Origin of the sequence: Oleiharenicola sp. Vm1, assembly GCF_047777955.1 — a bacterium.
GTDB lineage: Bacteria > Verrucomicrobiota > Verrucomicrobiia > Opitutales > Opitutaceae > Didemnitutus.
The window spans coordinates 2511339-2524777 of record NZ_CP180537.1; the positions used below are offsets into that span (position 1 = coordinate 2511339).

A 13439-nucleotide genomic window follows, 5' to 3' on the forward strand; every position below is an offset into this window, starting at 1 on the left:
GAAAGATTCAGCGCATGAGACCTGCGCGAGTCAAAAGTGTTCTCGTTTCTTCCACCGGCAAGCCGACGATGTTGGTCAGGGAGCCCCGGTATGACGCGATGATGAGCTCGCCGTGCTCCTGGATCGCGTAACCGCCGGCCTTGTCGAGCGTGTGGACGCGCTCCAGGTAGGCGGTGATGGCAGCCTCGTCCAGCGGTTTGAAGGCCACCTGGCTCTCCACGATCTCGTCGATTTTCAGGCCGTCCGCGCCGCGGCGCAGGGCCAGGCCGGTGAAGACCGAGTGGGTGCGCCCGCTCAGCCGCCGGAGCATCGCCCGCGCCTCGGCGAGGTCGGCGGGCTTGTTGAGCACGTGGTCGTCGATGCACACGGTGGTGTCGGCGCCGAGGACGAGCGCCTCCGGGTGGCGCGCGCTCACCCACTCCGCCTTGATCGCGGCGTTGTGCTGCACCAGGTGGCGCGGGTCGGCGTCGGGCGCCTCGTGCTCGGTAACGCGGGCGGTCACGATCTCGAAGGGCACGCCGAGCTGGGCGAGGAGCTCGCGGCGGCGGGGCGAGGCGGAGGCGAGGATGAGCGGCGGCACGCGGCACAGTTGGCAGGCTTTCCGGCTCCCGGCTAGCGGGAAGTAGCAGTTGCCAGCCGGGCGGAGGCCGCCAACGTTCTCCGGCGCATGCGCATCGGACTGGCCCAGATCAACACCATCGTCGGCGACCTCGCGGGCAACCGCCGCCGCATCCTCGACGCCTACCGCGCCCTCGTGGCGCAGGGCGCCGAACTGGTCCTGTTCCCGGAGCTGGTGGTCTGCGGCTACCCGCCGCGCGACCTGCTGTTCAAGCGGCGCTTTGTGCGCGACGTCGAGGCGTCCACCCGCGCCATCGCGGCCGAGGTCGGCGAGGTGCCGGCGGTCGTCGGCACCGTCGAGGCCAATCCCACCGGCACCGGCCGCCCCGCCTTCAACGCCGCCGCCTTCTGCCACCGCGGCCAGGTGCTCCGCTCGGCGCACAAGTGCCTGCTGCCGACCTACGACGTCTTCGACGAGGACCGCTATTTCGAGCCGGCCCCGGAGCCGACCGTGATCGAGTTTGCCGGCCGCCGCCTCGGGATCACGATCTGCGAGGACATCTGGACACACGAGATGATCTCCACCCGCCGGCTCTACGGCGCACAGACGCCCGTCGCGCGGCTCGCCGCGCAGGGCTGCGACCTCGTGCTCAATCTCTCGGCCAGCCCGTGGAACTGCGGCAAGGGCCGCGTCCGCCAGACGCTCGTCGCCGACACCGCCCGCGCCGTGCGGGCGCCGGTCGTCTACGTGAACTCCGTCGGCGGCAACGACGAGCTGATCTTCGACGGCCGCAGCATCGTGTGCGGGGCCGACGGCCGTCTCCTCGGCGGCCTGGCCGCGTTCCGCGAGGAGCTGCACGTGGTCGACGTCGCCGCGCCGCCCGCGCCCCAGGCCGCGCACGCCACCTACGAGCAGGCGGAGCTGGCCGACGTGTTCGACGCGCTCGTGCTCGGCGTGCGCGACTACGCGCACAAGACCGGCTTCAAGAAGGCGCTCATCGGCCTCTCCGGCGGCATCGACTCGGCCCTCGTCGCCGTCCTCGCCGCCGCAGCGCTGGGCCCGGAAAACGTCACCGGCGTGAGCCTGCCCTCGGTCATCTCCAGCCAGCACTCGAAGGACGACGCCGCCACGCTCGCGCGCGCGCTCGGCATCTCGTTCCACACCGTGTCGATCGCCGCGGTCGTCGCCGCCGCGGAGCAGTCGCTGGCCCCGCAGTTCGCCGGCACGACGCGCGACATCGCCGAGGAGAACATCCAGGCGCGCGCCCGCGGCCTGCTGCTCATGGCGATGTCGAACAAGTTCAATTCGCTCCTCCTCACCACCGGCAACAAGAGCGAGCTGGCGGTCGGCTACTGCACGCTCTACGGCGACATGTGCGGCGGCCTCGCCGTGATCTCGGACGTGTTCAAGACCCAGGTCTACGCCCTCTCGCGCTGGATCAACCGCGAGCGCGAGATCATCCCGCAGAACACCATCGACAAGGCCCCGAGCGCCGAGCTGCGTCCGAACCAGACCGATCAGGACAGCCTGCCGCCCTACGACCAGCTCGACGCGATCCTCAAGGGCTACGTCGAGGACGGCCTCTCCCGCGCCGACCTCGTCGCGCAGGGCTTCCCCGAGGCGGTGGTCAACGACGTCGTCCGCAAGGTCGATCTCAGCGAATACAAGCGTAAGCAGGCCGCGCCCGGGCTGAAGATCACTCCCCTCGCCTTCGGCGTCGGCCGCCGCATCCCGATCGTCCAAAAATACGTGAGCTGAGTTTCGCACAAAACGCGCGGCCCGCTCCGGCTCTCCCCGCTAACCTTTCCCGATGACCAGTTCCGAGAAACTCTTCGAACGCGCCAAGCAGCTCATCCCCGGCGGCGTGAACTCCCCCGTGCGCGCCTTCCGCTCCGTCGGCGGCGCGCCGTTCTTCACCCGCTCCGCGCAGGGGGCCACGCTCACGACGGCCGACGGGCGCGAGCTGATCGACTTCGTCTGCACCTGGGGCCCGGCCATCCACGGCCACAACCACCCGCGCATCAAGGCCGCCATCGCCGCCGCGCTGGAGCGCGGCACGTCCTTCGGCACGCCCAACCCGCTCGAGGTCGAGATGGCCGAGCTGATCGTGAAGTTCTTCCCGTCGATCCAGAAGGTCCGACTCTGCTCCAGCGGCACCGAGGCGACGATGTCCGCCATCCGCCTCGCCCGCGGTTACACCAAGCGCGACAAGATCATCAAGTTCGCCGGCTGCTACCACGGCCACAGCGACTCGCTGCTCGTCGCCGCCGGCTCCGGCGCGCTCACGCACGGCCATCCCGACAGCGCCGGCGTGCCGGCAGCGTTCGCGCAGCAGACCATCGTGCTGCCCTACAACGACACCGCGGCGCTCCAGGCCGCGTTCGCGGCCAACACCGGCCAGATCGCCTGCGTCATCCTCGAGCCCTACATCGGCAACGTCGGCTTCATCAAGCCCGACGCGGGCTACCTGCAGTTCGTCCGCCAGATCACCGCCGCGCACGGCTCGGTGCTCATCTTCGACGAGGTCATGACCGGCTTCCGCCTCGCCAAGGGCGGCGTGCAGGAACTCGAGAAAATCACGCCCGACCTCACCACGCTGGGCAAGATCATCGGCGGCGGCCTGCCCGTCGGCGCCTTCGGCGGCCGCGCCGAGATCATGGATTACCTCGCGCCGCTCGGCCCGGTCTACCAGGCCGGCACGCTCAGCGGCAACCCGCTCGCCATGGCCGCGGGCATCGCGTCGCTCCAGCTGCTCGAGGAACTGAATCCCTACGCGCGCCTCGACGCGCTCGGCCGCCAGGTCGTGGGCGCGGCGAAGGCCGCCGCCGCCGCCAAGGGCCTCCCGCTCCAGGCGCCGCAGGTCGGGTCGATGTTCAGCCTCTTCTTCACGCCCACGCCCGTGCGCGACATGCCGACGGCGCTCGCTTCCGACGCCAAGCTCTTCGGCCGATTCTTCCACGCCTGCCTCGACGGCGGCGTCTACCTGCCCCCGAGCGCTTACGAGGCGTGGTTCCTCAGCACCGCCCACGAGGGCAATGCCGTGGCGCGGGCTTGCGAAGTCGTGTCGAAAGCCATTACCTCGCTCTAAGGAACGGCCGTTTGTGCCGTTGATTTAGAGCAAACATGCGCCTCCTCCGCCTCCACGCCCTCGCCGCCGCGTTGCTGCTGGCCGTCGTCGCGCGCGCCCAACCGGCCCACGCGCCGGTCCTGCCGCTGAGCGAGCTGAAGCCGGGCATGAAGGGCGAGGTCTGGACCGTCTTCCGCGGCACGCAGTCGGAGCCGTTCGCCGTGCAGGTCACCGGCGTGCTCCAGAACGCCCTCGGGCCGGGCAAGAGCCTGATCCTCTGCGAACTCACTGACCCGCGCGTGCAGCCGATGGGCGCCGTTGCCGGCATGAGCGGCAGCCCGCTCTACATCGACGGCAAGATCGCCGGCGTGCTCTCCTACCAGATCCAGCGCTTCGAGACCGTGCGCTACGCCGGGTTCACCCCGATCGCCGACATGCTCGAGGTCAGCTCCCTGCCCGCCAGCGCGCCCGCGCCCGCGACGACGCTGCCGATCCCGGTCAAGGCGGGCCCGCGCGCCCGCGACGAGCGGCCGGCCCCGCGCGCGATGGGCGGCGACTTCCAGCCGTTCCGCCCGGTGTTCGCGCTCGGCGGCATCGCGCCGCAGGTGGCCGAGGTGATGGCGCCGCAATTCGAGGCCATCGGGCTCAACGCCATCGCGCTCGGCGGCAACACCGGCTCCGCCGCGGCGGAGATGCCCGACGCGCCGGCGCCGGACCTGAAACCCGGCGGCGTCGTCGCCGCCGCGCTCGCGGTCGGCGACATCACCATGGCCGCCGGCGGCACCGTCTCGCACGTCGACGGCACGCACGTCCTCGCCTTCGGCCACCCGCTCATGACGCTCGGCGCCACCGAGGTGCCGATGGCCGAGGCGGAGATCGTTACGATTTTGCCGAGCTCGCTGAACTCGATCAAGGTGAGCAACACCGGCCGCGTGATCGGCACCTTCTCCCAGGACCGCCTCTCCGCCATCTACGGCGAGGTCGGCCGCATGCCGCACCTCGTGCCGGTCGAGATCGACCTGCCGTCGCGCCTCAACCGCAAGAGCCTGAAGTTCTCCGTCGTGCAGCACGAGATGCTGCTGCCCGCCATCGCGGCCACCGGCCTGACGCAGGCCGTGCTCGGCTCGAACGAAGCGGGCCTCACGCGCGGCTTCCGCCTGCGCGCCACGGTCGAATACGCCGGGCGCGAGCCGCTGGAGTTCAGCCGCCTCTACCCGGGGCCTCAGGGCTTCGCCCAGGGCGTGGGCGAGTTCACCCAGAACCTCCAGCAGTGGCTCTTCAATCCCTACGAGCGCACCTTCCCCGAGAAGATCCGCTTCGCCGTCGAGGAGACCCCGAGACGCCCGTCGGCTACGTCGAGCTGCTCCAGGTTTCGCGCACGACCGCGACCGCCGGCGAGACGATCACCGCCGCGATCAGCTGGCGCGGCTTCCAGTCCGAGCGGGCGGTCGAAACCGTCGCGATCCCGGTCCCGGCCGATTGGACGGGCAAGGAACTCGAGGTCGTGCTCGCCAACGGCCGCCAGCTCGACGACCTCACCGGCCGCCCACGCGCGATGAACGTCAGCCAGCTGCGCAACTTCGACGAATACCTCGGCCTGCTCCGCGACGCGCGCGACGCCGACGGGCTCTACCTCGCCGTGGTCGAGCGCACCGCCCTCTTCACCGACAACACCGCCACCACGGTCGAGCTGCCGGGCTCCTTCGAGCGCATCGCCCGCTCGACCGACGCCGCGCGCTATCAGCGCCGCGAGGCCGCGGTGCCCCTCTGGGAATCCCACCTCCTGCCCGGCCGCCTCTTCAACGTGAACCTGCGCCGGTCGCTGAAGATCACGGACTGATCCGCGCCGTCCGCCGCGCCCCGCGGACCTGTTTCCTCATGCGACTCCTCCCTCTCCTCGCGTTCGCCGCCGCGGGCGCGACCCTCACCGCGGAACCGCTCTCCAAGCAGCTCGAGATCGACTTCTTCCGCGAAGTCCCCAACCGCAATCTCAAGGGCTTCGCCGTGCGCTCCGACGGCCGCCTGCTCGTCGGCCCGACGCTCCGCGACCTGCCGGGCTCGATCCCCGCCGACCTGCTGTGGACCTTCACGCGCGCCGGCGACGACAAGGCGTGGCTCGTCGGCACCGGCCCCGAGGGCAAGGTCTTCCGCGTCAACACCGACGTGCGCACCGACTACAAGCCGGAGCTCGCGCTCGATCTCGACGCCACGCACGTCTTCGCCCTCTGCGCGCTCGACGGCGACGCCTTCCTCGCCGGCACCTCGCCACAGGGCACGCTGGCGCTCGCACGCGGCGGCAAGCTGGTCGCCCTCGCCGGCCTGCCGGCCGATTCCATCTTCGACATCGCGCGGCTGCCCGGACCGGCCGCCGCCGTGCTCGTCGCCACCGGCAACCCCGGCCGCATCTACCGCGTCGACCTCGCGAAATTCGCCGCCGCCGGCGAGGCCAAGGGCAAGCTCGCCACGCCCGCCGACCTGGCCAAGCACGGCATCACGCTCTTCGGCGAGATCCGCGACCGCAACGTCCGCCGCCTCCTTCCCTCGCCGACGGCCGCGTCATCGCCGGCTCCGCTCCGAAGGGCAACGTCTACGCCTTCCCCGCCGCCGGCGGCGCGCCGCTGCTGCTGCTCGAGAACCGCGAGGCCGAGGTCACCGACCTGCTGGCCGACCGCGACGGTTCCTTCTACGCCGCGGTCACGCTCTCCGGCGCCACCGGCGAGGCCCGCGTCAACCGCCCCGCGGCGCCCGCCGCCCCGGCCGCGGCCAAGGCCGACGACGCGAACGACAGCGACCCGGCGCGGACGGAGAAATTCACCGGCCGCGCGCAGCTGGTCTATTTCCCCGCCGACGCCCTGCCCGAGACGGTCGTCTCGCGCCCGAACACCGCGTTCTACCGCCTCGCCTGGCACGAGGACGCGGCCTCGCGCTGGATCCTCATCAGCGGCGGCGAGCAGGGCGAGATCGTCGCCTACGCGCCCGCGGAGCGCCGCAGCCTGAACCTCGGCGCCGTCGCCTCCGCGCAGGTCAACGCCATCCTCCCCAGCCACACCGGCACCCGCGGCCTCTTCCATCTCCTCCGCAACAACGCGGCCGGCTTCTCCCAGCTGAACTTCTACGAAAGCACCGATCGATCGCTCGAGACCCGCAAGCTCGACCTCGGCGTCGCCGCCGACCTCGGCCAGGTGCGCTTCGCCCGTCTCGACGGCGCCGCCGCCGAACGCGTGCGCGTCGCACTCCGCACCAGCCTCGGCAGCGACGAGCTCGAGGGCTGGGGCCCGTGGACCGACCTGAAGCCCGCCGACGGCGGCTGGTTCGCCCCGGCTTGCGCGGCCGCTACGTGCAGCTGCGCGTGACCTGGCGCTACCAGCTCGACGCCGAGCCCGCGATCGACAAGGCGACGCTCTTCTACCTCCCGCAGAACCGCCGGCCGCAGCTGGCCGACTTCCGGATCTTCCCGGCCAACCTCGGCCTGGTGCCCGTGGCCGACACCGGCGCGGTCAGCCCGAGCATGACGCTCGGACAACTGCTCTTCCCCTCCGCCCGCGACGCCAAGGACGACGGCGGCGCGAAACGCAAGGGCGGCCTGTTCAACAGCCCGGTCGTTCCCGCTCCCGGCGCCCAGATCGTCTACTGGACGCTCACCGACGCCGACGACGACAATGTCGTCGCCACGTTCTCGATCAGCCCCGAGGGCAAGGACGAGTGGACCGACCTCGCGATCGACACGCCGGATTCCTACGTGCAGTTCGACATCAGTCACCTGCCCGAGGGCCGCTACCGCTCGCGCCTCGTTGCCCGCGAGACGGCGCCGCGCCCGGTGGCGCAGCGGCTCGGCTACACCTTCGAGACCGACTTCCTCACCGTCGACCGCACCCCGCCGGAGATCCTCGACGCCAGGGTCGAGCACGTCGCCGGCACCTGGCGGGTGAGCGTCGAGGGGCGGGACGCCCTCAGCCTGCTCGAGGGCGCGGAGTTCGCGTTGAACAACGGCGCGCACGTGACGCTCGAACAGCCGGCCGACGGCATCCTCGATAGCCGCCGCGAGACCTTCGTCGCCGAGTTCACCGACGCCAAGTCCGCCGGCGCCACCTCGGTCGAGATCACGCTCTACGACAAGTCCGGCAACAGCGCCGCGAAGCGCCTGCCGCTGAAGTAAAACCCGCGCGTCCCATCGGCGGCGAACAGCCGTGCGACGCGTAAGCCGGTGCGGCGCGCCCCCGAGGAGCGCCGCACGGATTTCTCTCCTCATCGGCGCGAAACGCGTGCACGTTCAGGGCCATGGCGCTCCTTGGCCAACGCAATCGTCTCCGTATCGTCCGCTTCGCCCCGCCGGGTTACTACCTCGACGGCGGCAGCCACGGCGAAATCCTGCTGCCCAGCCGCTACATTCCCGCCGGCACCACGCCGGGCGATCTGATCGAAGTGCTGGTGTATCGGGACACCGAGGATCGCCTCGTGGCCACGACCGAAAAGCCGCTCGCCTACGCCGGCGAGTTCGCCGCCCTGCGCGTCGTCAGCCTGACCCCGCGCATCGGCGTGTTCCTCGATTGGGGACTGGAGAAGGACCTGCTGCTGCCGATCCGCGAGATGTCCGGCCCCGTCCAGCCGGGCGAACGGATCGTCGTGCTCGTGATGATCGACCCGCACACCGACCGCCTGATCGCGACGGCGCGCTTCAACCGCTTCCTCGACCGCACGCCGCCGCGCTACCACGAAGGCGAATCGGTGCGCCTGCTCGTCGCGAGCCGCAGCCCCATCGGCTACAACCTGGTCGTCAACCATGCGCACCGGGGACTGATCTATCACACCGACCTCGCCGCGCCGCTGGCGATCGGCGAGTGGGTCGACGGCTACGTGCGCGCCATCCGCCCCGACGGCAAACTCGACCTCGCGCTCGGCAAGGCCGGTTACCGCCGCATCGCGGCGCTGACCGACCAGATCCTCGCCGCCCTGGAGGCCAACGGCGGCCGCCTGCCCTACGGCGACAACAGCATCCCGGAGGAAATCCGCGCCGCCTTCGGCGTGAGCAAGAAGGCGTTCAAGCAGGCCATCGGCGCACTCTACCGCGAGCGCCGCATCGTCATCGAGCCGCGCGGCATCCGGCTCGCCGAACCGAGCGACGACCGGTAGCGAAGCGCGGGAGCCATCGTCCCCGGGCCGTTGTGCATCCGGAGCGCCCGGTTCCCGTCGCGCCACCGCGGCGGTCGCGGGCCCTGCGCTCCGGGAGTTTCGACGCGGCGGTCGCCGCATCGCGCGCGCGAGCCGCACGCGCCGCCGGTCCTACGCCCGCGGGTGCGCCTTGGCGTAGATTTCCTTCAGCCGGGCGACGCTCGTGTGCGTGTAGATCTGCGTCGTCGCGAGGTTGGCGTGCCCGAGCAGCTCCTGCACCGCGCGCAGGTCGGCGCCGGAGTTCAGCAGGTGGGTGGCGTAGGAATGCCGCAGCTTGTGCGGCGAGAGGTCCATCGGCAGATCGGCGAGCGCGAGGTAGCGCTTCACGATCAGTTGCACGGCGCGCACGGACAGGCGGTCGCCGCGCGCGGTGACGAGCACGGGATGCGGCGGCTTCGGGTCGGGCGCGAACTCGTCGCGGAACTTCTGCAGCACCGCCATCGCCACCGCACCGAGCGGGCAGATGCGCTCCTTGCGGCCCTTGCCGAGCACGCGCGCGCTGCCGGTGCCGAAATCGATCGCGCCGTAATTCAGGCCCACGAGCTCGCTCACGCGCAGTCCGCCGCCGTAGAGCAGCTCGAGCACGAGCCGGTCGCGCCAGGCGGTGAACTTGTCCGCCTCGCCGCGCTCGAGGAGCTTCTGCGGCCCCGCGAGCAGCGTGGCCACCTGGGTCTCGGTCAGGAATTTCGGCAGTGTCCGCCCGAGCTTCGGGAGCGGCACGCCGGTGAAGGGATTGCGGGCCAGCCGGCCGCGCCGCTGCCAGTAGCGGAAGAACGCGCGCAGGCCGGAGACGTGATTGTGCAGCGTGCGACGGCTGAAGCGCCGCTGTCCCTCGATGACGAAGCCGCGCATGTCCGCGGTCGTGAAGCCGGCGAAGCCGTCCGCGCGTCCGCGGGCGCCGGTCTGGGCCCAGAGGTAGAAATCCTCGAACGCCTGCCGGTAGTTCCGCACCGTGTAGGCGGAGTAGCGCCGCTCCTTGGCGAGGAAATCGAGGAACGGCTCCAGCCACTCGGCGGCGACGGCGGCCGGCACCTTCGTCTCGGGCGCGGGAGCGTCCTCGCTCATGGCGCGCTCAGGCCTGCGCCGCGACGCGGGCCTCCACCGCGTGCATCACGCGGTCGCATTCGCGGCGCAGCGCCAGCTCGGGATCGATGCCGCGCGCGCGGCAGGCGGCGGCCAGCTCGTAGAGCGCGCGGCCGGCGGCCTCGGGCGTGAGCGCCTCGGCGCGGCGCGCGATCGCGGCGGCGTCGACGACGCCGTCGGCGGGCAGCCGCTGCTTCTCGATGCGCTTGGCGACGTCCTCGGCGAACAGCAGCGCGGGCAGGCGCGGCGGGAGCTTCTTGAAGACCTGCGACTCGACCTTGCCCGCGGCGGCCTTCTCCTGCGCCTTGATGCCCTCCCAGACGTCGATGACCTGCTCGGCGTTGCCGGCGGTGGCGTCGCCGAAGACGTGCGGGTGGCGGCGGACGAGCTTGTCGTTGATCTCGCGCGCCACGTCGTCGAAGGTGAAATCGCCGCGCTCCGCCGCCAGCTGGGCGTGGAAGACGACCTGGAGCAGCACGTCGCCGAGCTCCTCGCGCATGTGCGGGATGTCGCCGCGGTCGATGGTGTCGAGGAGTTCGCTGCACTCGTCGATCAGGTGCCGGGCAAGCGTGGCGTGGGTCTGCTCGCGGTCCCAGGGACAGCCGTCCGGGGCGCGGAGGCGGGCCATGGTCTGCCGCAGGTCGTCGATGGCGCTCATGCGCCCCACTCTTCGCGTCATGGCGGCGGCGGCAAGAAACTTGTGGTTGCGCTGCCGTCCGGTTGGCCAATCCTAGTCGCTTCCCCGCATGGACAAACTGGCCGAAATCATGGCGCACAAGCGGCGCGAGATCGCCCCGCTCCTCCGACCGGTGTTCGAGGAGGAACTGGCACGCCTGCACGCTTCGCTGCCGCCGGTGCCGTCGTTCGCCGCCGCCCTGCGCCGCGCCGACGGCAAGCTGGCGGTCATCGCCGAGATCAAGCGCCGTTCGCCCTCCGCCGGGGCCATCAGCGAGGGCACCAAGGCGATCGACCAGGCCCGGCGCTACCACGGCGCCGGCGCCAGCGCGCTGTCCGTGCTGACCGATGAGAAGTTCTTCGGCGGCCGCATGGCGGACCTGGAGGAGGTCACGCAGTTCTTCCGGCAGCAGACCCCGGCGCTCCCCTGCCTGCGCAAGGACTTCATGGTGCACCCGGTGCAGGTGCTGCAGGCGCGCGAGGCCGGCGCGAGCGCGATCCTCATCATCGTGCGCGCGCTCGACGATTCCGAGATCTCGCAGCTCCACGCCGGCGCCGCGGCCGCCGGCATGGACGCGTTGTTCGAGATCCACGACGAGGCGGACCTCGAGCGGGCGGTGAAGCACGGCGCACGGATCATCGGCGTGAACAACCGCGACCTGGCGATCTTCAAGTGCGACCTCGCGCTCTCGGAGCGGCTGATCCCGCAGTTCCCGCGGGAGGTCATCGCCGTCAGCGAGAGCGGCATCTTCACCGCGCGCGACGCCGCACGCGTCCGCGCCGCGGGCGCGCAGGCCGTGCTGGTCGGAGAGGCGCTGATGCGCGCCGACGACCCCGCGGTGCTGATCCACGAGTTTTCCACGGCATGAGCACCAAACAGATTCCCTCCGATCCGCTGATCCTCGTCGGCGGCCTCATTTATTTCGGTCGCATGACCGACAAGATCCGCAAGCACGCGCGCGGCGAGCTGCGCGAGGACTTCCACGCCAACCTCGGCAAGGGCATGGACGGTCGCCTCTGCAATTTCCTCCACGTCGACTACGAGGCGCTGAAGGCCCAGGTGCTCGCCGGCGCGACGGACGAGCAGGTGCTGGAGTGGTGCTACGCGCAGTCCCGGCGCCTCAACGCCGACGAGATCCTCATCTGGAACGATTTCATCGCCAAGCGCGGCTGGAACGACGGCGCCGCGCCGATCCTGGAGAAGTTCAAGGCCGAGGCCGGCCTGTCGGCCCGCGCCGACATCCGCACGCTGATGGAGTTCTGGGCGGTCGACGAAGGCCGCAAGACCTGAGGCATGCCGCTCACGCTCAACGCCACGCGTGAACTCCTCGCCCGCCTCGGCCACTCGCCGAAGCGGTTTCTCGGCCAGAATTTCCTCATCGACGGCAACATCGTCCGCAAGTCCGTCGAACTCGGCGCGGTTGCGCCCGGCGACACCGTCGTCGAGGTCGGCCCGGGGCTCGGCACGCTGACCTCGGCGCTGCTCGGCGCCGGGGCGGAGGTCTTCGCCGTCGAGAAGGACGGCACCATGGCCGCGCACCTGCGCGCCACGCTGGCGGTCGAGCATCCCGGCCGGCTGCACCTGATCGAGGAGGACGCCGTCGCGCACCCGATCGCCGGCCTGCCCGCGGCGCGCGCGGCGGATTTCAAGATCGTCGCCAACCTGCCCTACGCGATCTCGACCCCCTGGATGGACGCCGTGCTCGGCGGCCCCTGCCGCGGCGCATGGTGCTGATGCTCCAGCAGGAGGCGGCGCAGCGCTACATGGCGAAGCCGGGCACGAAGCAGTTCGGCGCGATCTCGATCTTCGTCCAGTCGGCCTTCCTCACCGATCCCGGCCACAAGGTCCCCGCGACCTGCTTCTACCCGGCCCCGGACGTCGAATCCTACCTGCTCAACCTCGCGCGACGCCCCGAGCCGTTCATCTTCGCGCCGGAGGTGAAGCGCCTGATCCGCGAATGTTTCCAGCAACGCCGCAAGCAGATCGGCTCGCTCCTGCGCGGCAAGCTGCCCGACGGCGGTGCGGCCTGGCTAGCGCTGCTGCCGGAGGCCGGCCTCGATGCCCGCGCCCGGCCGGAACAGATTCCCGTGGCACTCTGGCAGCGGCTGCGCGTCTAACGACGCATGCCCGCGCTTGAAATCCGCCCCGGTGCCCGCACAGTCGAAGGCTTCGTGGTCCCCGTCCCGCGCATCCGCCGCCTCGCCGCCTGCTGCCTCGGCCTGCTTGCCCTGACCGCCGCGCGCGCGCAGGTCGCATCGCCCCCGCCCTCGCTCTACGGCGAGGTCAAGGGCACGACCTACGTCGCCCCCGGGGCCCGCTTCCGCATGACGATCCCCGTGCTGCCCGAGCTGGGCGGCCAGATCCACGACACGGAGAACGTCGTCACCTTCGACGATCCGGTCAGCACGCACGTGAGCGTCGCCTGCTTCCCGCTCGATCTCTCGAACAAGTGGGAGCTCGATACGCGCGGCACGCGCGACTATCTGGAGTATTTCTTCAAGGAATTCGTCTTCCCGGATTTCGCGCAGCGCTTCCCTGGCTCCGCCAACGAGGCCAGCCTCTACAGCCCGCAGCTGCGCGACGGCGCGCTCTTCGTCTTCTCGCTGCTGCCCGGCGGCTCGGCCTTCGAGTCGCGCACCAGCGTCCTCGAGAGCGCGCCGGCCTCGCCCGCGGTGGCCAAGCGCGGCACCCTGCTGTTTGTCCAGAACGGCTGCATCTTCATCCTCACCGCCGAACTGGCCGAACGCGTGACGCAGCGCTCGGCGTTCCAGAAGACGCCCGCGCAGGAGAACGAGATCCTGCGCGCGCGCCTCGTCGAGCTCGCGAACCGCCTCCAGGTGCCGACGCCCAAGCCGGCCCGGCCGGCGCGCTGAGTCGTCGTCCCG

At 71.0% G+C, this 13439-nt stretch carries 16 protein-coding genes; 13 read left to right on the top strand and 3 right to left on the bottom strand.

Translation table 11 applies throughout. The features are described 5' to 3' along the window. Positions 1-7 precede the first annotated feature (7 nt). Complete coding sequence (locus ACMYLB_RS12425; protein WP_415907320.1) at positions 8-580, bottom strand: Maf family protein; 573 nt, start codon at positions 578-580, stop codon at positions 8-10. 87 nt (positions 581-667) lie between these two features. Between ACMYLB_RS12425 and ACMYLB_RS12430 the strand changes: the two genes are divergently transcribed. The 8 genes from ACMYLB_RS12430 to ACMYLB_RS12465 all read left to right on the top strand — a co-directional run bounded on the left by ACMYLB_RS12430 (position 668) and on the right by ACMYLB_RS12465 (position 8756). Then, positions 668-2317: an NAD+ synthase gene (locus ACMYLB_RS12430; protein WP_415907321.1), complete on the top strand. Its 1650-nt coding sequence runs from the start codon at positions 668-670 to the stop codon at positions 2315-2317. 52 nt (positions 2318-2369) lie between these two features. After that, complete coding sequence (gene hemL, locus ACMYLB_RS12435; RefSeq protein ID WP_415907322.1) at positions 2370-3647, top strand: glutamate-1-semialdehyde 2,1-aminomutase; 1278 nt, start codon at positions 2370-2372, stop codon at positions 3645-3647. A 35-nt stretch (positions 3648-3682) separates the two neighbouring features. Continuing rightward, positions 3683-5185 (top strand): hypothetical protein, encoded by a 1503-nt coding sequence (locus tag ACMYLB_RS12440; RefSeq protein WP_415907323.1) that lies wholly within the window; start codon positions 3683-3685, stop codon positions 5183-5185. After that, positions 5131-5466 (top strand): hypothetical protein, encoded by a 336-nt coding sequence (locus ACMYLB_RS12445; RefSeq protein ID WP_415907324.1) that lies wholly within the window; start codon positions 5131-5133, stop codon positions 5464-5466. The genes ACMYLB_RS12440 and ACMYLB_RS12445 overlap by 55 nt, the downstream gene beginning before the upstream one ends. Before the next feature lie 38 nt (positions 5467-5504). Then, positions 5505-6623 carry a hypothetical protein gene (locus ACMYLB_RS12450; RefSeq protein WP_415907325.1) on the top strand — a complete coding sequence of 373 codons (1119 nt, stop codon included), beginning with the start codon at positions 5505-5507 and terminating at the stop codon, positions 6621-6623. Between the two features lie 185 nt (positions 6624-6808). Then, entirely contained in the window at positions 6809-6979 is a 171-nt protein-coding gene (locus tag ACMYLB_RS12455) for a hypothetical protein (RefSeq protein WP_415907326.1), read from the top strand. After that, on the top strand, positions 6949-7782 hold the full coding sequence (locus ACMYLB_RS12460) for a hypothetical protein (RefSeq protein WP_415907327.1): 834 nt from the start codon (positions 6949-6951) through the stop codon (positions 7780-7782). The genes ACMYLB_RS12455 and ACMYLB_RS12460 overlap by 31 nt, the downstream gene beginning before the upstream one ends. A 122-nt stretch (positions 7783-7904) precedes the next feature. Then, positions 7905-8756, top strand: a complete 852-nt coding sequence (locus ACMYLB_RS12465) for a S1 RNA-binding domain-containing protein (RefSeq protein WP_415907328.1) — start codon at positions 7905-7907, stop codon at positions 8754-8756. A 150-nt stretch (positions 8757-8906) separates the two neighbouring features. On the opposite strand, the gene ACMYLB_RS12470 is transcribed toward ACMYLB_RS12465, so the two are convergent. Next, positions 8907-9860 carry a tyrosine recombinase XerC gene (locus ACMYLB_RS12470; RefSeq protein WP_415907329.1) on the bottom strand — a complete coding sequence of 318 codons (954 nt, stop codon included), beginning with the start codon at positions 9858-9860 and terminating at the stop codon, positions 8907-8909. Between the two features lie 7 nt (positions 9861-9867). Next, complete coding sequence (mazG, locus tag ACMYLB_RS12475; protein ID WP_415907330.1) at positions 9868-10536, bottom strand: nucleoside triphosphate pyrophosphohydrolase; 669 nt, start codon at positions 10534-10536, stop codon at positions 9868-9870. Between the two features lie 88 nt (positions 10537-10624). Here mazG and trpC point away from each other — a divergent pair, with 88 nt between their 5' ends. The 5 genes from trpC to ACMYLB_RS12500 are packed head-to-tail and all read left to right on the top strand — an operon-like array spanning position 10625 to position 13427. Then, positions 10625-11422 (top strand): indole-3-glycerol phosphate synthase TrpC, encoded by a 798-nt coding sequence (gene trpC / locus ACMYLB_RS12480; protein ID WP_415907331.1) that lies wholly within the window; start codon positions 10625-10627, stop codon positions 11420-11422. After that, positions 11419-11844, top strand: coding sequence for a DUF5069 domain-containing protein (locus ACMYLB_RS12485; RefSeq protein WP_415907332.1), 426 nt, complete (start codon positions 11419-11421; stop codon positions 11842-11844). Before trpC ends, ACMYLB_RS12485 begins: the two co-directional genes overlap by 4 nt. A 3-nt stretch (positions 11845-11847) precedes the next feature. Further along, positions 11848-12288: a ribosomal RNA small subunit methyltransferase A gene (locus ACMYLB_RS12490; protein WP_415907333.1), complete on the top strand. Its 441-nt coding sequence runs from the start codon at positions 11848-11850 to the stop codon at positions 12286-12288. Beyond that, a complete protein-coding gene (locus tag ACMYLB_RS12495) occupies positions 12279-12671 on the top strand; it encodes a ribosomal RNA small subunit methyltransferase A (protein WP_415907334.1) in 393 nt (130 codons plus the stop codon). Before ACMYLB_RS12490 ends, ACMYLB_RS12495 begins: the two co-directional genes overlap by 10 nt. A gap of 6 nt (positions 12672-12677) precedes the next feature. Further along, positions 12678-13427, top strand: coding sequence for a hypothetical protein (locus ACMYLB_RS12500; protein WP_415907335.1), 750 nt, complete (start codon positions 12678-12680; stop codon positions 13425-13427). Positions 13428-13439 lie beyond the last annotated feature (12 nt).